General features: G+C 41.7%; 20 protein-coding genes. 7 read left to right on the top strand and 13 right to left on the bottom strand.

Annotated features, from left to right (window positions below):
- Positions 1 to 8: 8 nt before the first annotated feature.
- Positions 9 to 2,393 carry a 3-hydroxyacyl-CoA dehydrogenase/enoyl-CoA hydratase family protein gene (locus DV702_RS08300; RefSeq protein ID WP_114924335.1) on the bottom strand — a complete coding sequence of 795 codons (2,385 nt, stop codon included), beginning with the start codon at positions 2,391 to 2,393 and terminating at the stop codon, positions 9 to 11.
- Positions 2,394 to 2,606: 213 nt separating this feature from the next.
- Between DV702_RS08300 and DV702_RS08305 the strand changes: the two genes are divergently transcribed.
- On the top strand, positions 2,607 to 2,927 hold the full coding sequence (locus tag DV702_RS08305; RefSeq protein WP_114924336.1) for a thioredoxin family protein: 321 nt from the start codon (positions 2,607 to 2,609) through the stop codon (positions 2,925 to 2,927).
- A 63-nt stretch (positions 2,928 to 2,990) separates the two neighbouring features.
- Entirely contained in the window at positions 2,991 to 3,515 is a 525-nt protein-coding gene (locus tag DV702_RS08310) for a C39 family peptidase (RefSeq protein ID WP_114924337.1), read from the top strand.
- Here DV702_RS08310 and DV702_RS08315 read toward each other — a convergent pair.
- Positions 3,495 to 4,382: a 5'-3' exonuclease gene (locus DV702_RS08315; protein ID WP_114924338.1), complete on the bottom strand. Its 888-nt coding sequence runs from the start codon at positions 4,380 to 4,382 to the stop codon at positions 3,495 to 3,497. The two genes, DV702_RS08310 and DV702_RS08315, sit on opposite strands and share 21 nt — an antisense overlap.
- A gap of 114 nt (positions 4,383 to 4,496) precedes the next feature.
- On the opposite strand from DV702_RS08315, the gene DV702_RS08320 reads away from it, so the two are divergent.
- Both DV702_RS08320 and DV702_RS08325 read left to right on the top strand, forming a co-directional pair.
- Complete coding sequence (locus DV702_RS08320; RefSeq protein ID WP_240315703.1) at positions 4,497 to 4,970, top strand: hypothetical protein; 474 nt, start codon at positions 4,497 to 4,499, stop codon at positions 4,968 to 4,970.
- Positions 4,971 to 5,048: 78 nt separating this feature from the next.
- Complete coding sequence (locus DV702_RS08325; RefSeq protein WP_114924339.1) at positions 5,049 to 5,654, top strand: hypothetical protein; 606 nt, start codon at positions 5,049 to 5,051, stop codon at positions 5,652 to 5,654.
- A 28-nt stretch (positions 5,655 to 5,682) separates the two neighbouring features.
- Here DV702_RS08325 and DV702_RS08330 read toward each other — a convergent pair whose 3' ends face one another.
- The 7 genes from DV702_RS08330 to DV702_RS08360 all read right to left on the bottom strand — a co-directional run bounded on the left by DV702_RS08330 (position 5,683) and on the right by DV702_RS08360 (position 13,068).
- Positions 5,683 to 6,366, bottom strand: a complete 684-nt coding sequence (locus DV702_RS08330; protein ID WP_114924340.1) for a DNA alkylation repair protein — start codon at positions 6,364 to 6,366, stop codon at positions 5,683 to 5,685.
- A 391-nt stretch (positions 6,367 to 6,757) separates the two neighbouring features.
- Positions 6,758 to 7,327 carry an SCO family protein gene (locus DV702_RS08335; RefSeq protein ID WP_114924341.1) on the bottom strand — a complete coding sequence of 190 codons (570 nt, stop codon included), beginning with the start codon at positions 7,325 to 7,327 and terminating at the stop codon, positions 6,758 to 6,760.
- A gap of 37 nt (positions 7,328 to 7,364) precedes the next feature.
- The gene (locus tag DV702_RS08340; RefSeq protein WP_114924342.1) at positions 7,365 to 9,113 is read right to left on the bottom strand and encodes a GMC family oxidoreductase; all 1,749 of its coding nucleotides are present in this window, start codon (positions 9,111 to 9,113) and stop codon (positions 7,365 to 7,367) included.
- 11 nt (positions 9,114 to 9,124) lie between these two features.
- Entirely contained in the window at positions 9,125 to 9,916 is a 792-nt protein-coding gene (locus tag DV702_RS08345) for a gluconate 2-dehydrogenase subunit 3 family protein (protein ID WP_114924343.1), read from the bottom strand.
- A gap of 272 nt (positions 9,917 to 10,188) precedes the next feature.
- Positions 10,189 to 11,262, bottom strand: coding sequence for a S26 family signal peptidase (locus DV702_RS08350; protein ID WP_114924344.1), 1,074 nt, complete (start codon positions 11,260 to 11,262; stop codon positions 10,189 to 10,191).
- Positions 11,259 to 11,756, bottom strand: coding sequence for a sigma-70 family RNA polymerase sigma factor (locus tag DV702_RS08355; protein WP_114924345.1), 498 nt, complete (start codon positions 11,754 to 11,756; stop codon positions 11,259 to 11,261). Before DV702_RS08355 ends, DV702_RS08350 begins: the two co-directional genes overlap by 4 nt.
- 19 nt (positions 11,757 to 11,775) lie before the next feature.
- Positions 11,776 to 13,068, bottom strand: coding sequence for a polysaccharide deacetylase family protein (locus DV702_RS08360; protein WP_240315704.1), 1,293 nt, complete (start codon positions 13,066 to 13,068; stop codon positions 11,776 to 11,778).
- A gap of 208 nt (positions 13,069 to 13,276) precedes the next feature.
- On the opposite strand from DV702_RS08360, the gene DV702_RS08365 reads away from it, so the two are divergent.
- Positions 13,277 to 14,464: an alanine dehydrogenase gene (locus DV702_RS08365; RefSeq protein WP_114924347.1), complete on the top strand. Its 1,188-nt coding sequence runs from the start codon at positions 13,277 to 13,279 to the stop codon at positions 14,462 to 14,464.
- Positions 14,465 to 14,482: 18 nt separating this feature from the next.
- Here DV702_RS08365 and DV702_RS08370 read toward each other — a convergent pair whose 3' ends face one another.
- Positions 14,483 to 14,824: a hypothetical protein gene (locus tag DV702_RS08370; protein WP_162805752.1), complete on the bottom strand. Its 342-nt coding sequence runs from the start codon at positions 14,822 to 14,824 to the stop codon at positions 14,483 to 14,485.
- A gap of 56 nt (positions 14,825 to 14,880) precedes the next feature.
- Here DV702_RS08370 and DV702_RS08375 point away from each other — a divergent pair, with 56 nt between their 5' ends.
- Positions 14,881 to 15,294: a hypothetical protein gene (locus tag DV702_RS08375; RefSeq protein ID WP_114924349.1), complete on the top strand. Its 414-nt coding sequence runs from the start codon at positions 14,881 to 14,883 to the stop codon at positions 15,292 to 15,294.
- A 74-nt stretch (positions 15,295 to 15,368) separates the two neighbouring features.
- Here DV702_RS08375 and DV702_RS08380 read toward each other — a convergent pair whose 3' ends face one another.
- Complete coding sequence (locus DV702_RS08380) at positions 15,369 to 17,348, bottom strand: hypothetical protein (protein ID WP_162805753.1); 1,980 nt, start codon at positions 17,346 to 17,348, stop codon at positions 15,369 to 15,371.
- A gap of 208 nt (positions 17,349 to 17,556) precedes the next feature.
- Between DV702_RS08380 and DV702_RS08385 the strand changes: the two genes are divergently transcribed.
- A complete protein-coding gene (locus DV702_RS08385) occupies positions 17,557 to 18,921 on the top strand; it encodes a LysM peptidoglycan-binding domain-containing protein (protein ID WP_114924351.1) in 1,365 nt (454 codons plus the stop codon).
- Positions 18,922 to 19,015: 94 nt separating this feature from the next.
- Here the strand turns inward: DV702_RS08385 and DV702_RS08390 are convergent, their stop codons facing one another.
- Positions 19,016 to 20,482, bottom strand: a complete 1,467-nt coding sequence (locus DV702_RS08390; RefSeq protein WP_114924352.1) for a S8 family peptidase — start codon at positions 20,480 to 20,482, stop codon at positions 19,016 to 19,018.
- Between the two features lie 112 nt (positions 20,483 to 20,594).
- The gene (locus tag DV702_RS08395) at positions 20,595 to 20,819 is read right to left on the bottom strand and encodes an HNH endonuclease (protein ID WP_114924353.1); all 225 of its coding nucleotides are present in this window, start codon (positions 20,817 to 20,819) and stop codon (positions 20,595 to 20,597) included.
- Positions 20,820 to 20,955: the final 136 nt, after the last annotated feature.

Below are 20,955 nucleotides of genomic sequence, written 5' to 3' on the forward strand. Positions count from 1 at the left end.
ATCCTTCATCAGTTGCGTAACGGTTTCCCCTTCACAAGCATATGTTGCATACGCTGTTGTGATTTCGGCTCTGCTACTAGACTCAAAAATGCTTCGCGCTCGAGATCCAGCAAATACTGCTCATCGACTCGTGTGCCGTATGGAACTTTTCCGCCAGCTAGTACGTACGCTAGTTTCTTCGCGATTTTCACATCATGATCGCTGATGAATCCAGAAATATGCATACCTTCCGCAGCTAATAATAATGTCGCATAACCTGAATCTCCTGTTACCGGTACTTTCTCTCTCTTTGGTGATACATACCCCGCTTCATATAACGCAAGTGCCGCTTGTTTCGCATCGTAAATCTGATGGTCGGCATTCACGCTTACACCATCCGCAAAGTCGAGGAAGTTGTTTTCTCTCGCCTCATCAGCAGAAGTCGAAACTTTCGCCATTGCGATAGATTCAAATACTTTATTGGCAATATGCTGATAGTCGGTCGGTACACCGTTCGGCAAGCCTTTCAAATGTTTCTGATACAAGTTAACGTTTCCGCCACCACCTGGTATCAAGCCGACCCCTACTTCTACTAAGCCCATGTACGTCTCCATAGTTGCTTGAATATGAGCAGCCGGTAAGCATACTTCCGCTCCGCCGCCAAGCGTCATTTGGAATGGAGCCGCTACGACTGGTTTGTTACTGTATTTAATCTTCATCATGGCATTTTGGAACGAACGAATAACAAAGTCTAGTTCAAAAATATTGTCATCTTGCGCTTCCATTAAAATCATTCCAAGGTTTGCACCGACGCAGAAGTTTTTCCCCTGGTTGCCGATGACGAGCCCTTTAAAATTCTTCTCTACTTCATCGACGGCAAAGTTAATCATTTGAATAATATCCAGACCAATTGCATTGGATTGCGAGTGGAATTCAAGTAAAGCGACACCATCGCCCATGTCGATTAAACTAGCACCCGAATTTTTCTTTATCACTCCATGTTTTTTCTTGTAGAGCTTCAAGTTAATCGCTTTTTCATTTACTTCAACTAATTTGTAATCAGAGCCGTCAAAGTAATAGACATCTCCTTCTTCTTCTTTATAGAAAGTTTCAAAGCCGTGATCTAGTAATGATTTCACGAATGCAGGAATTTCTTTGCCTTCTGCTTTCAATAGCTCAACAGACTTTTTCACACCGATGGCATCCCAAATTTCGAATGGTCCTTGCGTCCAGCCGAAGCCCCATTTCATCGCATTATCGATTGCTACAATATCGTCTGCAATTTCTCCATGAAGTTCTGCGGCATACAACATAGTGGGAGTCAGTGTACTCCATAAAATCTCACCTGCGCGGTCTTTGGCATACAGCAATGTTTTCACTTTATTCGCAAGTCCTTTTTGTTGTTTCGCCATCTCGATTGAAGGCGCTTTCATTTTCTCAGTAGGAATATATTCTAATGTGTTCATATCTAGTTGAAGAATATCTTTCCCTTGTTTTACGTAGAAACCTTGTTTTGCTTTCGCACCAATCCAACCGTTATCAATCATCATCTTGACGACTTCTGGAAGTTCAAATGTTTTTTGTTCATCACCGATCGTTTGATCATATACATTTTTAGCAACATGCATATACGTATCGAGCCCTACCACATCTAGTGTACGGAATGTCGCAGACGTCGGACGACCGATCAGTGTTCCTGTGACCGAGTCAATTTCGCCAATAGTATAGCCGCGTGCTAGCATCTCATGCAATGTCACTTGCAAACCATATGTACCTATACGGTTCGCGATAAAGTTCGGTGTATCTTTTGCAATAACGACTCCCTTGCCTAAACGGTCTTCACCAAATGTAGTCATAAATTCTACAACTTCAGGAGCGGTAGACATAGTTGGTATAATCTCCAGTAGTTTTAAGTATCTTGGAGGATTGAAGAAATGCGTTCCTAGGAAGTGCTTTTGGAAATCTTCTGAACGCCCTTCAGCCATCGCCTCTATACTAATACCAGATGTATTGGATGAAATGATCGTTCCCGGCTTGCGGACAGTTTCTATTTTTTCATATAAGCTCTTTTTAATATCTAAGTTTTCAACGACAACCTCAATGATCCAATCAACATCTTTTAATTGATCTAAGTGGTCCTCAAAATTTCCTGGTGTAAGTAACGAAAGATTTCTCTTTGTTGTTAGAGGTGCTGGTTTTTGCTTCAGCAATTTTTCTAATGCAGTAGCTGCAAACTTGTTGCGGAATTTTGGATCTTCGTAAGTAAGTCCCTTTGCTTCATCATCTGCACCTAATTTCGGTGGTACAATATCCAGTAAAAGAACAGGTATGCCAATATTGGCTAAGTGCGCTGCAATACCAGAACCCATTACGCCCGATCCTAAAACTGCCGCTTTTCTAATTTGATAAGTCACGTGCAATCCTCCCTTGATCTTTGAATGAACACTCATTCATTTATTGCGTAAAAAAAATACGCATTGCTTATATTGCTTAGTATAAGACAGATGAAACTATTTTGCAATATTAAATTGTCATTTTGTCAGACTTTTAAAAAAGCATTCAAAAGCAATAAAATACACAACATCTTAGAAACATTGTACACTATTTAGTGAATGGAGGCGATGTAAATGAAAGAAATCAAAACGGCAGAAGAATTTAACGAAATCATTGCAAGCGATCAGCCCGTACTAGTGAAATTTGAAGCTGACTGGTGCCCGGACTGTAAACGTATGGATATGTTCATCGATCCAATCGTAGAAACATACGATACTTACACATGGTATGAAGCGGATCGTGATGTTATTCCAGAAATTGCAGAAAAATATGATGTAATGGGTATTCCAAGTTTGCTAGTGTTCAAAAACGGCGAGAAACACGCCCATTTGCACAGTGCAAACGCAAAATCTCCTGCACAAGTTACCGAGTTTCTTGATGGAGTCAAGATTTAAAACAATACTAAATCAGCGCTGACATCTGTCGGCGCTGTTTTACTCTCAAGGGAGTGCTAGCTTATGGCGAAATATATTAGTGTTCAAGGCAAGTCTCAATACGATCAAGACATCAATCCTGCGTATCAACCTTCCGCCTGTGGACCTGTTACCGCATTCGTACTTTTACAATATTTATTACCTGATCGCCTTGCTCCTGATGTAAACACACTCTATCGTCAGTTAGGAGGTACAAAAATCGGATTATCCGCACGGCGATTCGTCCGGAGATTGTCCAACTTGTTAGGCTCTGACTACCATATTCAAGTGAGCAATGTAGAAGACGCACTGCACCAAATCGATGAAAACCGTCCAGTCGCATTAAAATTCGATAAATGGTTTACATTCAAATGGCGCGGCCAGTTTTCATTTGACTATCATTGGGTCGTATTGGTTGGCTATGATTATGTAGAGGGAGCTTTATATTTACTAGTTCACGATAATGGCAGCCGTAATTGTGAAAGCACGATTCGTTCGATCCCATATGAGCCGAATAAAGACATTCTCACCTTCGTAACGATCGAACCATTAAAAAGGAAAAGCGGCTAAACCTTGCTTAGCAATAAGAGAATACCCCTGCTGTTCCATCAGCTGCGCACGCGCCTGAGTAAATTCGGGAATGAGCAACTGATCAAGTGGATCGTCTAGCGTAATCTCACAATGAATGGTCGCTAATTCCTTTGAAATCATTAATAATTCCTCGTCCGTGGCAAGCTTCTTTTGAATTCCCGCTGTTAATTTTTCCTTCGCTGCCAGTACACCGTCTACCGAGCCATACTGTTGAATAAGCTTCAAAGCCGTCTTCGGTCCAATTCCTTTGACGCCTGGATAGCCATCACTCGCATCACCAGTAAATGCCTTCAGGTCAATGAACTGAGCTGGTGTAATTCCGTACTCTTCTATAAAACGCAATTCATTATATTCGTCATACTGAGTAAAGCCCTTCTTCGTCAAAGCGATCAATACGTTGGGCTTCAATAACTGCAATAAATCCTTATCCCCCGAAACAATCGTCAATTTCGCTTCGTCTTTCCACGTCTCTACTAGCGAGCCAATTACATCATCCGCCTCCATATTTGGAATCCCATAACTTTTCCATCCTAACATTTCAGATACTTCTCTTGCCATGTCGAACTGTGGAACTAATTCGGGTGCTGGTGCCGGACGATGTGCTTTATAGTCCGAAAATAATTCATTTCGAAATGTTTTAGCTCCCATATCCCAGCAAACTGCTAAGTGTGTCGGTTGGAAAATCGATATCGCACTCATTGTATGTCTGGCAAACCCTTGAACACCATTCGTCGGTACATCAAACGCATTCCGGAAAAACTGCCCACTATGAGCCGTTGCAAAAAATGAACGGAACAGCAATGCCATTCCATCTACTATTAAAATATGTGGTTTATTTTCATCCATCTGTATCCACTTCCTTTCCTTTAGTTTATCACACTGAACAGACGAATGAAGGGAAAGTCAAATTTACAATGAGTTGCATATGATAACAAGAGGTAGAAAAGAAGGAGTGATGAATTGAATCAACATGGTGGAAATTTCGGTAATCAACAACAAGGACAACAGCAATGGTTCGGAGGCTTTCCCGGGGGCATGGGATGGCATCAACCATCTCCTTGGCATCCTGGGTTTCCAGGATCCCAGTGGTTTCCTGGTATGGGCGGTTCGCAGTGGTTTCCAGGACAGTCTGGGTCACCAAATCAGCCAGGGCGTCCTGGACAAGGTGGGCAAGCAATGGCTCCTACTTCGCCACCACCCAGCCAAACACCCAGCTATCCAGAATTTCAAACGTTTGCAGTAGATCCTGGTGCGATTTCAGGCTGCTTGTTTCGATTTACGTATGTATGGACTTCAAGATCGAGAGGATTTTGGTTCTATCCAACATTTGTCGGCAGGACATCTGTAGCAGGCTTTCAGTGGAATTCACGTCGGTATAGGTGGGAGTATTTAGGGATTGATTTACAACGCATTGATGCGTTCCGATGCTTTTAACTGGATATAGCAGAAAAAGATAAATTTTCCGCACACGATTTTACAAATACGTTATGGATAACGAAAAGGAGTGGTATTTTGAGTCAACAAGAAGAAGGTATGTGGTATCCACAATTACCTGAAGGCTATCCCGGACACCAGTATGAAGTGTACCAACAAAACCGTCCATCATCCCCGGCACAACAAGGGTGGCCGGGCGCAGGATATCATGGTCAACCAAGTCAACAACCTGCGCAACCAAGTTGGCCCTGGCAGTATCCCGGATACCCTAGTCAACCATCCTATCCAGGCTATCCGGGACAAACCGGGTATCCAAGCGGTTCACCCGGCTACCCATCTTATCCAATGACGCCCGTATACCCAGGATATCACGAGCCTCATGGACATCACGGGCATTCTGGGAGTCCAGCAGGTTCTGCTCAACAAGGACCGCCTACATCCGCACCTCCCAATCAAACACCCAGTTATCCAGAAACCAATTTACGTGCAGTAGATCCAGGTGGTATTGCAGGATGCCTTTATCGGTATACGTACATTTGGACTTCCAGGCATAAAGGATTTTGGTATTATCCAACATTTGTAGGCAGAACGTCTATTGCAGGCTATCGCTGGGATCCGAGACATTATCGTTGGGAATATTATGGTTTAGATTTGAAATATGTGGATTCGTTTACATGTACATGAAAAAACTTGGCGTCACTCGCCAAGTTTTTTATTTTTTCATCTGGCGTATAACACGCTTCACTTCTGGATCTACACGCAATGATTCTGTAATTTTTTGCAATGCTTTATTGTACGTAAACTTGTCGAGCGAGTCATTTTCTTCTAAATAGCCCATCGTCACTTCGGGAAATTTTATAAAGCAAATCGATATGGCCCACGCCACTGCCATTTTCACATAATACCCTTCATGCTTCACGCTATTGAGCAAAGCGAGTACGCTGCAAATTGTTTCTGATTCAATATAATAATCTAACAGCATGACGATTCCAAAACGAAGTTCATATTCTTTATCTGAAAGTAAATAGGTTTGTAAAAATTCCCACATACGTTCTTTGTGTTGCTTTGTCATTTTTAAACTGACACAAAAGCTATCACAAATCGACCAGTTGTCAATTTTCGGAATAAATAATTGTACATAATGCAGAATTTCTTCTATATCTGCCTTCACATAGCCAATGACTAAACCTTGTAACATAACTTCTTCAAACGACTCGTCACTTGCTGTTTTTAAATAGGTTCTCCAATCTCCCTTTGCGACTTCTTTCGCTAATTTTCTCAATGCCGGCATACGGACACCTAACACGTTATCGTTAGTAGGTATAAGCGCAGAAGCAAATTTTTGATAGTCTTCATCAATTAATTCATGAATTCTTATTTTTATTTCATTGTGCATGGAATTCATCCTTTTTAAAATGACAACTTATTATCTCTACATTTAGCACTAAATTATCGAGCTATTTTCTACCGCTATACTAGAAGAAAGACAAGTTTGTTGATTCACTATATTATGTATATTTTTCTCGTTCATTTAGTTTAAAACGATTTTGACTATGGCAATTGGATGGAGTAAGGCTGACTTAAAGTGTCTTGCGGCTTGCGATTCCAGACGATACGCTTTCCGGTTCTGCAGGGAGAATCCTAAAGCTTACATAACCTCTATAACTACTTGTCAAAAGCACCTCATTTCCAAATGGCAATTCCTTTCTTTGGTTAATCAACAGGCTTTGAAGAAAGACATTCATTCACATAAATTTTAGTGAACGAATGTCTTCCTTACGTTTTACTTACCTCAACACCACTTTTACATCTTCTACGAGTAACTGATTTTCAGGCTCACTCATCCCATTATACTTTTTAACAATCTCCCCTTTAGGATTGATTAAATAAAAGTAGTAACTGTGCGAGCGTTGATCGAGCGCGCCTTTTTCCAATACGGCATGAAATGTATTTACTGATAAATCTTGAATCGTTGCGAAATCATAGCCTGTCAAAAAGCTGAATATCTGTAAATCCGCTCCGTACTCTTGTGCATACGTAGTTAGTACTTCAGGTGTATCATTCTCGGGATCTATGCCAAACGAGACAATTCGAGGCGTGATTCCCGATTGTTTCAATTCATCTGAGATCGCAATCATATTAGTAGTCGTTCTCGGGCAAACAGTGGTGCAGTGTGTATACGAAAAGAAAGCAAGCCACCATTCCCCTTTTAAATCACTCAAACTAAGCGACTCGTTATCTTGCGTTGTGAACTCAAAGTCCGGAATCGTTTCAGACATATTCGTCTCAATCGATTGTCCGCAGCCGCTTATCATCAGCATCATTACAACGAAAAGGATCGCTACTCTGCCATTCATAGACACACATCCTCGCTGTAAGTATTAGGAAAGTAGCTTACTTCCCTTCTTCTGTAAGCAAGCCTTGCCCATTCTCTAGAAACTTAATCATTCCTTCTGCTGCACGATACGCAAGAGCACCGACTGTAGCCGTTGGATTCGAACTGCTAAGATGCGGGAAAGAAGAAGCCCCTACGACAAATAAGTTTTCCATATCCCAAACTTGAGAATAGTTATTCACAGCTGACGTCTCAGGATTATCGCCCATAATGACTCCGCCACCTGTATGGTCTGATAAGGACGTTTTATCAAATTCGGTTTCATCTGTTATTTCCGGAACGGTAATATGATCCGCTCCCATCTGCTCTAATAATTCTTTCGCACGTTGATGAGCAAATCGTACAATGTTGCGATCTTGCTCATGGAATTTACTCGTCACACGCAACAAAGGGTCACCGAAAATATCTGTATACGTCGGATCTAAATCCATATAATTATAGCGCCAAGGCAATGCTCCGTTTTGCTGTTGAACGTCAATTCGACGGTTCGCATAATATAATGATTTCTCTTTAAATTCCTTCCCCCATGATGGTGTACCTTGAGGGACATGGTTATTTGTGATGGGACGATCTCCGCGTTGCGATGTACGCAAGCAAAAGCCGTGAAGAAAATCATGTTCGCGATGATCCAGTTGCTCAATATTGAAATCATCCATTGTTACACCTAACGCTCCTGTTCCAGCGTAGCGGTTGAACTTTTTATCATCAAAAAATCCTCTCACACGTAAATGAGTTAAGTTTCGTTGATGAACCGTTAAACTTTTGCCAATTACACCTGTCTCATCTTGCGGATTATACGGCTTGCCAATTTTCGACAATAACATTAGACGCGTATTCGTGAAAACAAATCCACTGACGACAACTAAGTCAGCCGGCTGAATGAATTCTTCTCCTGTTTCTGTATCTACATACTTAATACCTGTCGCCTTGCCATTTTCATGAACAATCCGAATCGCATACGAATTATTACGCAACTCAAAATTCCCCGTTTTATTTGCAGTCGCAAGCACAGTTGCAATCGGGTCTGACTTCGCCCCGAAATCACAGCCAAATGCTTCACAAAACGCGCAATAAACACATGCATTAATCGTTTCGCCATCTGGATTCGTATAGTTTTCTGAGAGATTCGCTGAAGCAATCCGGTATGGATGATAACCTAAATCTTTCGCTGCTTTCGTAAACGTACGAATAATTTCTGTTTCTTTCATCGGTGGTGTTGGGTAATCATCGGAACGTTGGTTAGGGCGTAACGGGTCGGGTTCTCCTGAAATGCCCGCTGTTTTTTCAAACTGGTCATAATATGGTTCCAGCTCGTCATATGTAATTCCCCAATCTTGTAATCTCATTTCTTTAGGGATAATATCTTTTCCATACTTTTCAATTGTTTTGCTTTCTATTTCAAAGTCTGTCGGAAGCCAACGATAGACCATGCCGTTCCAATGTACTCCTGATCCTCCTGTATCCGTCCCGTTAATTGCATTCGTATCATTACTTCGGTTAGGAGATGCAGTTTCTTCTGGCGTATTTCGAATAGTCAATGTTTCCTTTTTTAAATCTTGGAACATCACTTTACGACTGTCGTATCGAAGTTCGTCTTTCGAGCCGATAAAATCTTCTCGTACTTGGGATTTTCCACGTTCTAGTCCGACAACTTTATAGCCTTTTTTCGTCAATTCTGCCGCTGCGATACCGCCTGCCCAGCCAGAGCCTACGATGACCGCGTCGACTTTTTCCAATGTTTTCGCCATAGTATCCGCTCCTACCCTTTACGTGATTTTGGTTGATAATCTGTTAAACTCACTGGATCCATAGAAATAAATTCACTGTCCTCAATCATATTCGCATAGGACGCCACTGCCCCTGGATATTCTTTCATTTTCCAGCCTTTCATGTCACGATTCCCTCCATACAACGGATCACAGTAGACTCCTTCCAATGTCGCTGTCCGTAATAATGCGAAGAAGTTTGCGGAACTGATTCCTTTGATCTTCACTTTGTCATCAGCAAAATCTTGTAAAATCTCGAGTTGCTGTTCTTCTGTCGCTTCAGTAAACACTGCGTCAAATCGCTTCGAACTTTCTGCTTCCATTTGTCGTAATCCGTTAATGAATAGCTCCCCACGTGTTAAGCTCGCATCTGCAGCCGTTCCGTTACCGTTGCCAAAAGGACCTTGCCTGTAATCGTTGGCATTCAATCCCCAAGGACCTGCCAATTGTTTATCGATGAAATAAGGAACTCCGAGCTCAATTGCCCCCGGTCCATTTTTGTCTTCCGGATAAATACGTTCCACCGCTTGTTCAAGAATAGCGAAATCGGCAAAACGAGTGAAAAACATTCGAGCTTCTTCATAGCGTTTCTCAGTTGAGCCACTAGATGTCTGCGTAGAATCTTCATTTTTGTCCTTATTGAACTTGCTCGTAAACAATCCTCCAAATAAAGCACCGCCCGCTACTCCTCCCACCGCAATACCGGTATTTTTTACAAAACGGCGTCGGCTAGGATCCGCAACTTTCCCTTTATCGTCCGGCTTATTTAAGTTGTTATCATCCATTCGCTTTTCCTCCTTCTACAGTTGGCACTATAGCAACCGTTTATTCTCTTTCTTATTAGAGCGTTCCCTATCATCTGATCCATCAAACTCATTTCTACTATAAAGATAAACTACCTATAATTTCTTTCTGAATTTATAGATATATTTAAGAAGCACTTATTTCCCTAATCGCATATTGTTGCGTAATGAAAATAGACCGGCACATCTAGTATATAAACAGTTGATTGACTGTTTATTCTAGCTAGTGGCCGATCTACTTCATTTCTACCATATTATTCTTCTACAACCCAGCGTCGCTCGCTTTTGTGCCACTCCATTACATACACATACTCAGCAATTCCTTCACGTCCGTATTGATAACGCATTTCTACTCGGTTATCCGATAGAACAGTCAGTTTTCGGTAAGAGGCTTCTAAAAACAGTTGGCTTTTTCGATTAATCTTAGTAAAGGCCGCAGTCTGAGGTAACGTCTGCATTCCTAGCAAGTCATCGTATAAATATAAGTCAAAGAGTTGCTCTGGAGTGTAATCACCTGTTAATTGACCCGATAAATAATCGAGATAAATCGACTTCGTTTGTTTTTCGGAAGCTATTCCAACTAGTTGACCATAGATTTTGTGTACAGGTGTAATCGTCGCCCCTTGTATCGAGTCGCTCGCCGGGAAATGATTCAATAATAAATACTCTCTTGCATTTAATAATTGATCATAACCTCCTGCAATTATGATGCCTTGTTTTTTATATCGCTCCAGCATATCTGAAGGCAATGGCTTTCCGTTAATTTTCAATTCCCCATTTTTCAATACGACACGGTCTCCAGGAACAGCAAATACTTCATAATATACATCATTGTATGTCGGCAAATGGCTAGTTGTATTCGTCATCGTGCGCACTACATCTCCCGCTTTGTAGACGATATCGTCAAATAAATTGGATTTACGTTCCATTACAGTATGGAATTTTTCTGTACTTCCATCTATAGTAAATGAATCTTTATCAACGTATCGCAGACCATCTACTTGGTCAAAACGCGGTAATTGTGACAATTCTTCATAATCAATTGTGGATAACTGCTGTTTTTTCTGCAATGCTGAAATTTTAGCTAAATCATCCAAGGGGTCATACGGCACTCCACGACCTTCATCAGATGAAAGTAGATTTGAAGGGATAAAAGTAAGCAATAATACTAAAGCGACTACTGGTAATGATGCCGTAACGAATAGCACGCGCCACGATTGTTTTTTACGGGCAGGTTGCAATTCTTCATGCACTCGTTGTCTAATTCGTCTTTCTTGCTCTGATGTGTCGCCCATCATTTGATCCAATTTCTGTTTAAAGTCATTCATTCGTCCACTCCCTCCTCTTCAGCAAAGAATTCTTTCAATTGTTGCTTTGCCCTGCGCAAACGTGTTTTCACTGTGTTCTCATTCAACTCCAAATAAAGCGCAATTTCGGCTATCGATTGTTCATCATAATAAAATAAAATTAGCGGCTCGCGATATTTTAATGGCAACTGAAACAAATGTTTTTCCAATGAGGCTAAGCGTTCTTGTTCTAACAACACTTCCTCTGTACTTTTCGAAGAAATAAATACCGTATCGAACAGCACATCTTTTTTATGTTTCCATGAGCGCAAATAGTCTTTTGCACGATTAGCTGTCATTCTAGTTAAATATGTTTTCAATGAAGCTTCATTACGAAACTGGTCGCTTTTCTGGAAGAATGTTACAAACACTTCTTGCACAACATCCTCTGCTGTAGACCAATTTTTGACGTATAAATAAGCAATCCGGACTAAATAACGCGAATGCTCGTTCATAATTTGATTCATCTCATTCATCTATGCTACTCACTCTTTTCTATGGCCACGTCATGTCCCCATCCACATACGTAGTAAATTGCTCAAACGTCCTTCTTTCTGTCATGCCAAATCGGTTCACTTCATAATTCGAACTATCCATATTCGCATAGCCTTCTACTGTCGTATAGCCGATTACTAACCCTACTTCTTTCGCTGCTTCGATAAATTGCTCGTTATATAAACCATATGGATAGGCAATGGAAACTGCTGCAGGCACATGCTGTAGATTTTTGCGTAAATCCGCTGTAATTTCCTCCTGTGTATGATCAAAAACGACTCCTAAATTCGTCTCACGATTCAACTCGTGTAACTCGCTTGTATGAGCCTCGAATTGAAATACATCTTTCATCTCAGGCAAGTCACTCGCTGATAAATAGTTCAATAATCCGCCACCGTCAAATACAGGCGCCCCTTTCCCCCGATCCATACGCGAAGAAATGATATGATGCGGCGCCGTAAATCCATGTTTCTTTAACACTGGATACGCATACTCTTTTGAAGAAAGTAAGCCGTCATCGAACGTAATCACAATAGAGCGACTTGGTACAACTAATCGTCCTTCCAAATATTGATATAGTTCACGGGAAGTAAGTGTCGTAAATTGTTGTTCAGCCAAGTAATTCATTTGCTGTTCAAAATTCTCTAATGAAATCGTACTCATCGTCGTTTGCATAAGCGCACGCGGCAATACTTGATGGTACACAAGCACGGGCAGTCCTTTATCAACTGTCACGGATTGCTTTCGTATGTATCCCGGCCGTTCCCCAATTTTCACAACAAACCATCCGTCCACTTCTTGCATAACTGGGTAATGATAACCTGCTTCTAATTGCATCCACACGTCACTTTCCGCAGTAGCTGCCGTATGAACTTTTGTAGGTGCTACTGTTTCCACTGTAGCGAATCGACTCGTATTCATCGTAGATAGCTCTTTTCGGTTCTCAACAACACCACGGCCTTTCGGAATATACACATCCATATTCGCCAAACGAAGTTCATAGTATGCTTCGTCTTCGCCCATAATGGCTACCGGATAATCTGCTTCTAATTCACCAATTTTCACGAGATGATCGGTCATCATATAAATCGGCTGTCGCTCCTGTAATGTTAACACATGTTCGAATTGTTTTATCGAAGTCGCAGGTTGGTCTTTAACTGTTTGCGCAAACGCTGTACCCGACTGTTTATGGAACAGAGGAACTTCATTCAAATTCCATTTCACGTCATTATTCATTATAAATAATAGTAAGCTGGCAAGTAACAGTAAGTAGCTATAAATCTTTTTCATCATTCTACCTCCACATGTTCTAAGTACCGTACAGACGGAAGAATTCGAAATAAGTTTCAAGTCATTTATAATTTTTTTGCTGGTGTCGCAACATCTACAAAAGAGATAGTAAATATCTATTGAATCTGACAGTTTACTCATTTAGTATAGGGAAATAGAAACTTTATCTCTATTGACTGTATATACATTAGCGTTTTTAGGAGGAACCCATATGATTTTAGGCGTGTTGAAAGATCGTAAAGCAGGAGAATATAGAGTGATCGCAACGCCTGTAGAAGTGAGTACGATCAAAGCAGACGGACATACCGTACTCGTCGAACGAGATGCGGGCAAAATGGCAGGTTTTACAAATGAAGAATACGAACAATACGGTGCGGAAATTGTAGAAACGATGGAAGAACTATATGACCGGTCAGACATGGTCGCAAAAGTGAAGGAAATCGAAGAAGCTGAATATCCGCTGCTGAAAGAAAATCAAATCGTTTATACATGTATTCATCCGGCAGCCCACGAACAGCAAGTACAAGCAATTTTGGATAGTAAATGTATTGCGTTTACTGCTGAAGATTCCCATAGATACGGTTCCGTTAACTGTGAAGCAGCCGGCAAACAAGGTGCTTTAATGGGGTTACAGGCGATGCTAACCATTAACGGTGGAAAAGGTAAATTCGTCAGTGGGCTTGGCGGCGCTCCGGGTATGAAAGTTCTCATTCTTGGCGGCGGCCTTGTAGGGAAGTCTGCATTACAAGTTCTTCATTCATTAGGCGCTTGGTGCACTGTCATGGATATTAACTTTGGAACGTTGCGTGAGATTGGTCAATTGTATAACGAAACCGTCAATACACAATTATCCACTAAAGAAAATATCGCCAAATTGCTTCCTGAAATCGATATGGTCATTAACTGTGTAAAGTGGCCAAAGGGTAATACAGAATATTTGATCGATCGGGACATGCTGAATTTAATGGAAAAAGGCTCTGTAATTGTAGATATTAGCAATGATACAGACGGTGCGCTGGAATCTTTTCGTGAGACGACACATGCAGACCCTATTTATATTGAAAATGGTATAGTTCATTATTGTGTCAGCAATATTCCAGGTGCCATTGCCCACTCAACGAGCGTAGCGTATGCTGCATCCGTACTTGGCCACTTACGTTCAATTTTAAATGTCGGAGTACAGGAAGCTTGTATTCGTGATGGCTATTTACGACGCAGCTTAACTGCTTACAAAGGCTATTTAACACACGAAGAAACGAGCGCAATCCAAAACAGACCGTGGATTCATCCAAATGATATTTTGCAAATTGCACAAGAAAGCTTAGATCCCGCTCCACCTGCCACGATTACTAAATCAAGGAATCTATTACATGCTACTTCATTAATAAAGAGTTCGTGATGATAAAGACCATCTTCTCTACGCGAGAGGATGGTCTTTTATGGAGGGGCGGATGTGGTCTATGAGCGCGAGAGCACCTTCTATGAGCGCGGGAGCACGTTCTATGAGCGCGGGAGCAACTTCTATGAGCGCGAGAGCACGTTCTATGAGCGCGAGAGCACCTTCTATGAGCGCGGGAGCACCTTCTATGAGCGCGAGAGCACCTTCTATGAGCGCGAAAGCACCTTCTATGAGCGTGAGAGCACTTTCTATGAGCGCGGGAGCACGTTCTATGAGCGCGAGAGCACTTTCTATGAGCGCGGGAGCACGTTCTATGAGCGCGAGAGCACTTTCTATGAGCGCAATCAGACTTCCGCTCAATCCACTTACCATGCTGTTCATTTCGTGATACAGTAGATAGGAAAGAGGTGCATGACGTGCTAAAAAAATGGGTACCTTGGATAATCGCAGTTGTTTTGTTCGGTACAGCAGGCAGTCTGTTTTTCATCAATCGGGCAACTGAAGATTATATACTCGGGAAAAATATTGAAGAACTTGCGAAAAGTGGTTTAACTGAAATTGCGCTTTCCCCTTTAACTGATTTCGACTGGGATCAAGCAATGGTTTACGGTCCGTATACAACAGAAGATCAAATTGAAAACTCATTGAATATCAAATTTAAAGGCAGTACTCACGGCATCGAAGTGCTGGAGGATAGATTTTTACTCGTATTTGCGAAAGGAAATCACGCTGTGAAAACGACGCCACTTTCACGAATGGTTGGGGATTATTCCGAAAAAAGCATTAGCATCACTCCAGAAAATGACGTGTTAGTCGTTGTTAAAGAATGAATATTTTTCAACTAAAAAAATAAAGTTGTCGCAAAAAGTCTATGCAAACGACTTTTTACGACAACCTTCTCTATTTACTTCTCCCAAACATTTCTCCCTTGGCGATCCAACCGCTTTCGGTCGTAGCCAGTGCGATCGTAACCTTCCGCATCATAGCCCGCTTGTTCGTACCCTTCTTCATCAGTCAGTTTCCCTGTTATACTATGAATGCCTTGTACAGTAAAACCGTTACGATCCAAACCTTTCGTATCATACTTTGTTCCATTCGCGTGTTTTCCTTCGCGATTGAAACCGCGCACGTCGTAACCGAAGCGATTGTAGCCTTGTCGGTTAAAACCATTTATGTCATAGCCTTGTTTATTGAAGCCTTCTGCATCATAGCCTTGGCGACTGTAGCCATTTCTGCCAAGACCTTGCCGATTATAACCGATTTTATTAAAACCTTCCCGATTATATCCTTCCTGATCGATGCCGAAACGATCGAAGCCGTCTTGATCATAGCCTTGACGATTATAGCCTTTAATATTATAGCCAGCTGCATTGAAACCATCTTCATCGTACCCATAGCGATCGTAACCATATCGATCATAGCCCTCTTTATTAAAACCTCTTCTATTAAACCCTTCTTGATCATAGCCTGACGAATCATACAGTTTGTCGTTTACTAAACTACCGTCTTGTGTGAAGCCTCTTCTATCCACACCCCGTTTGTTAAAACCCGCTACATTATATCCTTCATGATCATAGCCCTGTTCATCGTACAAACTGCCATTCAAATGAATTCCGTTCCTATTAAAGCCATTTACATTATACCCTTTAGCATCATACTTCGTGCCGTTCGCGTGATTGCCTTCTCGACTAAAACCTTTTACATCACGCCCCGCCTTATCGTAACCTTCGCGATCATAGCCGTTGATGTCATAGCCTTGTTGATTGAAGCCTTCAGAATCATAGCCTTGCTGATTAAATCCGTTCCGACCAAAACCTTCCCGATTATAACCGAAGCGATTAAAGCCATCCTGATTATAGCCATCTTTGTCGATGCCCGCTCGGTTAAACCCATCTGCATCATATCCTTGCCGATCATAGCCCTGGATATTAAAACCGTTCGCTTTGTATCCTTCTTTATCATAACCATGTTTATCGTAGCCATTTTTGTCATATCCTTCTTTATTGAACCCTATTCGATTAAAACCGTTCGCGTCATAGCCGAAGCGATCATACGTAATTTCGCTAATGTGATTGCCTTCAGCAGTAAAACCATTTTTATCATAACCTTGTGCATTGAAACCCGTTTCGTCATGACCGTCTTGATCATAGCCTGATTCGTCATACAAACCACCCGTCCGGTGAACTCCATGGAAATCAAAACCGCGCTTATCGTACATCGTGCCATTCGCATGTTTTCCTTCGCGTGAAAATCCACGCCGGTCGTAACCGAATTTCGTATACCCTTCCGAATTAAAACCATACAAATCATAGCCTTGTTTATTGAGGCCGTCCCGATTATAGCCTTGTCGGTTGTAGCCATTTTTATCAAAGCCTTCTCGGTCATAGCCTTGTTTATTGAAACCGTCTCGCTTATAGCCCTGAATGTCGTAGCCTTCTTTATTGAATCCATTTTTATGATACCCTTGCCTGTTATATCCGTCTGCCTTATATCCATTTCGATCATATCCTTGCACATTATAGCCTTGCTTATTGTAGCCTTGTGCATCATAACCGTATCGATTATAGCCTTGTCGGTTAAAGCCGTTTTTATCAAAGCCTGTTGCTTTAAATCCATCTTCGTCGTAGCCTTGGTTATTATAACCGTTCTTATCAAATCCTCGCGCATCAAAGCCATACATATCAAAACCGCTCGAATTATAGCCTTGCGCGTTGTAGCCATGACGATTATATCCCGCTTTATTAAACCCCTGCCTATCGTAGCCTTCAGAATTATAGACCCGCTCATCCCGTTCAATTGGTTGCTCATTCAACTTGTCAAAGAAGTCCATTGTTTCCCTCCGAAAAAATAATCTATCGATCGTTACCATTATGATTCTAGTCAATCGCAATGTTTCCCTATCGTTCATTATATAACAACATGTAGCTTTATAGGGGCATTTTACAAATGTCTGTTCATTTCGACAAGTTTCAGCATAGATTATTTATCGGAATTTGCAGATTTTTTAAAATTTATGCTATGCTACTCAATGTGGTAGAGTGTCGTTGGAATGAAATATTTGATTTTTTCATCACAAACATTAGGAGGCAACAATGAAAAAGAACTCAATATTCACTCTCATTTTGACACTATTATTCAGCTTATCCATCGCATCGACGGGATTGGCTGCGCAACCAGCGGAAGGTTTTGATCCTGACGACGGAATGTATGTAAAAGCGGAAACTGAACATTATTATAAAGGGCGTTACTCGAATGGACGTATCTTCGCAGAATATCTAGCAAAAGAACTCGCAGGTGATTACGACAACCTGACGAATTACGCAGTAGGTGGAGCATTTTCTGGCGTGCTTACTGGAAAAGAAGGTGCAGAAGATGAACGCTCGAACTGGTCTACTTGGTTAACAGGCTGGGGTGGCGTGCAACAAACGGACACCTTTTTAAAAGAACATGACGGTAAAGCTGATCCTAAAGCGTTATACATTATTAGCGTTGGAGGCAATGATGCGTATACGGTTGCTGATCTTGGAGACGAGCGGGCTGCTGAACTTTCCAGCGATGCAGCTTTGACTATGACGAAAAACCTCGTAGAAGCAGGAGCGAAAACAGTCTTATTGCCCAATCGTTTTAAAGATGAGCGCGCCGATTTGACAAGCTTCGAAGATATGAGAAACCAACAAGTCGTTGACAAGATCAATACGTATGTAGCATCCGATGACGCACCACAGGATGTCCATGTGTTGTTTGGTAATCTACCGCAACTAAATGCCGATATAGAAGAACAAGGATTCGAAGCTTATGGCTACAAAAGCATGGGGTTCTATTTAATTTCTGACTGGGTACCAGCCTATGGGTATGCGCTAGCTTCCGAAGATAATAGTGACCAGTTCCCGACGACTGAACAACAAGAAACACATGGCGGCTACGGAATCTATTCTACAGACAGTAAATATTACACACCGGAAACTGCAGATTTGGAACCGAATGATTTTTATTTATACGATGAATACCATCCAAGTAATCGAACACATAAACACTTCGCTGCCTATTTACTCAACAAAGATATTGAAACAGAAGACGGCACATTCAAAAAAATTTACAACGGAGAAGCCAATCCATTTGCCAACGCACTTGCAGACGGTACCATTCCTAGTGAATACACAACAATCTATACTTTCGGTGACAGCAGCATCGATTCAGGTCGTGGACTCGAAGTGACAACAGCACTCGTCAACAACCGGACGAAAACAAATGACAACGTAACGGATGAATCTTCCTACGTCATTCAACCAGGAGATACGCTTTGGTCCATCGCTAAAAGGCATAGCGAGGAAAATGTAACGAATGCTCAAATCGCTGCTATCGTACAAGAAATTTTCCAAGCAAACCAATCCATTGTACGTAATCCACATACAATCTATCCGAACCAAACTATCACACTTCCCTCTTCAACTCACTAAACGCGTAAAACAGACTCTACCGCATATACATTCCAACGAGTTTCACGCAAAAAACGATCAATCAAGGACTCCCTTGAATGATCGTTTTTAATACTTATTGTTGAATCGTAAACTCCATCTTCACGTTCTCTTTCAACTTCGTTCCGTCTTCACTTCTCACATCTTCAATCCACAGCGTATACGTTTCGCCGCGTTGGTAAGGTTCCCATGTATGGACTTGAACGATCGTATATTCCATCTGATTGCTTTCAACTAACATAGGAAACACATCATGACGATACCCTAAGCTATCTGTCACGTAAAAATTCTCTTCAATCACGCTCTCTGAATCTACCGGGCGGTTATACGTAATGCTCCATACTTTCTCATCCGACACATTCTGCTTTGCAGGCCAAATCTTGTAATGACCGAGATCTCCTTGTATTAACCCTTGACCGTAATATGGATCCCATCCTTTGACACCAAGATCCTTCGTATTATTCTTCAGCGCATTACGTAATTGCGTGCTCGAATAGTTCGGATACTTCTCCTTCATCAATGCGAGCATTCCAGAAACGTGAGGTGCAGCCATCGACGTTCCACTCATAATTTCGTATGTGCCGTCCTTCAATGTACTATAAATCGCTTCGCCTGGCGCCGACACTTCCGCTTCCGCTCCAAATGAAGAGAATTCCGATACCCAGTTACTCGCATCAGTGGCACCTACCGCAATCACTTCGGGATACTTCCCTGGATAGGTTACCGTATTCGGTCGGTTGTCTGTACCCGAATTTCCAGTAATTCCGACAAGCAGCAATCCTTTATTGTGCGCGACTTTGAGCACTTCATGAAGCCCATAATCATCATAATAATTATACGTATACAAACTCATATTCAAAATGTCCATATCGTTCGCAATGGACCATTCAATGCCTTTAATGACATTCGACGTGATAAACGAATTGTCGCTGTCGAGCACTTTCACCGCATACAACTCCGCGTCAGGTGCCACGCCAACCACACCGACCGAATTATCTTTCGCTCCAATAATTCCCGCCACGTGCGTCCCATGATCGTGATCATCTGCATAGGACTGCGTATACGGCACATATGAAATCCCTCCACTTACCGTCAAGTCCTCATGATTTAGTGCAATGCCTGTATCCAGCACAGCCACTTTCACCCCTTTGCCAGTATAGCCCCGCTGCCACATTTGAGGCGCTTGTACTCGCTGAACTCCCCATGGCATATACTGATCAGCACTTTTCACCAGCCTCTCCATAGGCGACCGAATCGGTAACACCACTTGCGCTTTGCTATCCAATTCCACATGCATCACACTTGCATCCGAACGAATTGCCTCAATTTCTTCGGCAGACGCGTTCACGAGCAAGGCGGGAATGTACGTATAAGCGTGTTGCACTTCTCCACCTAATTCTGTAATACGCTTTGCATTTACTTGCTCTGCATCGGCATAGTAGACGATATACTTATCTGTAATTTCTTCTGCTTTTGTTTCCGAGGAGAAGCCACCAAACACTATTAGGCTACTCGCAATGAATAAAACAATAAGCTTTTTCATATACACACCTCCGACTGAATTTTCTGTTAACTATATCATAACAGGTATGCTCCAGCAGAACTAGGAAGAAAGGATAGATTAGTAGAGTGTTTTAATGGAAATGGCTGCTCCATTAGACTATAAACACGTGGTCTCTATGCCACTTCACATATACTTGTCGCTCGTCTATCGTATGTATATTCATAGATTCAATGACGTTCAAAAATATTCGATCCGTAGCAGACAACAGAGAAGAAATAATTATTGCACCCGTTGGATCGAATGTTAAAAAACTTTTATCAAATAAAAGATCATCGTTTAGATAAAGTAACTTCCTGCACTTCGAACGATTCAGCATAATGCATTCCCCTACCCTTAGAAACGTACTAGCCATGCTTTATGCAACAAAGCATTAAATTTACTATGTGATCCACTCTACCGCTTCACATAATTACATCCACAAGAACCACATTCACAAAGAATCCACTTGCAAC

Origin of the sequence: Sporosarcina sp. PTS2304 (assembly GCF_003351785.1) — a bacterium.
Taxonomy (GTDB): Bacteria; Bacillota; Bacilli; order Bacillales_A; family Planococcaceae; genus Sporosarcina.

What these genes read in the sequence shown, in the direction of transcription:
- DV702_RS08330 (WP_114924340.1), bottom strand. Translation starts at nt 6,366, where the DNA reads ATGCACAATGAAATAAAAATAAGAATTCATGAATTAATTGATGAAGAC.
- DV702_RS08340 (WP_114924342.1), bottom strand. Translation starts at nt 9,113, where the DNA reads ATGGCGAAAACATTGGAAAAAGTCGACGCGGTCATCGTAGGCTCTGGC.
- DV702_RS08390 (WP_114924352.1), bottom strand. Translation starts at nt 20,482, where the DNA reads ATGAAAAAGCTTATTGTTTTATTCATTGCGAGTAGCCTAATAGTGTTT.
- DV702_RS08385 (WP_114924351.1), top strand. Translation starts at nt 17,557, where the DNA reads ATGAAAAAGAACTCAATATTCACTCTCATTTTGACACTATTATTCAGC.
- DV702_RS08315 (WP_114924338.1), bottom strand. Translation starts at nt 4,382, where the DNA reads ATGGATGAAAATAAACCACATATTTTAATAGTAGATGGAATGGCATTG.
- DV702_RS08395 (WP_114924353.1), bottom strand. Translation starts at nt 20,819, where the DNA reads ATGCTGAATCGTTCGAAGTGCAGGAAGTTACTTTATCTAAACGATGAT.
- DV702_RS08355 (WP_114924345.1), bottom strand. Translation starts at nt 11,756, where the DNA reads ATGAATGAGATGAATCAAATTATGAACGAGCATTCGCGTTATTTAGTC.
- DV702_RS08335 (WP_114924341.1), bottom strand. Translation starts at nt 7,327, where the DNA reads ATGAATGGCAGAGTAGCGATCCTTTTCGTTGTAATGATGCTGATGATA.
- DV702_RS08350 (WP_114924344.1), bottom strand. Translation starts at nt 11,262, where the DNA reads ATGAATGACTTTAAACAGAAATTGGATCAAATGATGGGCGACACATCA.
- DV702_RS08365 (WP_114924347.1), top strand. Translation starts at nt 13,277, where the DNA reads ATGATTTTAGGCGTGTTGAAAGATCGTAAAGCAGGAGAATATAGAGTG.
- DV702_RS08345 (WP_114924343.1), bottom strand. Translation starts at nt 9,916, where the DNA reads ATGGATGATAACAACTTAAATAAGCCGGACGATAAAGGGAAAGTTGCG.
- DV702_RS08310 (WP_114924337.1), top strand. Translation starts at nt 2,991, where the DNA reads ATGGCGAAATATATTAGTGTTCAAGGCAAGTCTCAATACGATCAAGAC.
- DV702_RS08305 (WP_114924336.1), top strand. Translation starts at nt 2,607, where the DNA reads ATGAAAGAAATCAAAACGGCAGAAGAATTTAACGAAATCATTGCAAGC.
- DV702_RS08360 (WP_240315704.1), bottom strand. Translation starts at nt 13,068, where the DNA reads ATGATGAAAAAGATTTATAGCTACTTACTGTTACTTGCCAGCTTACTA.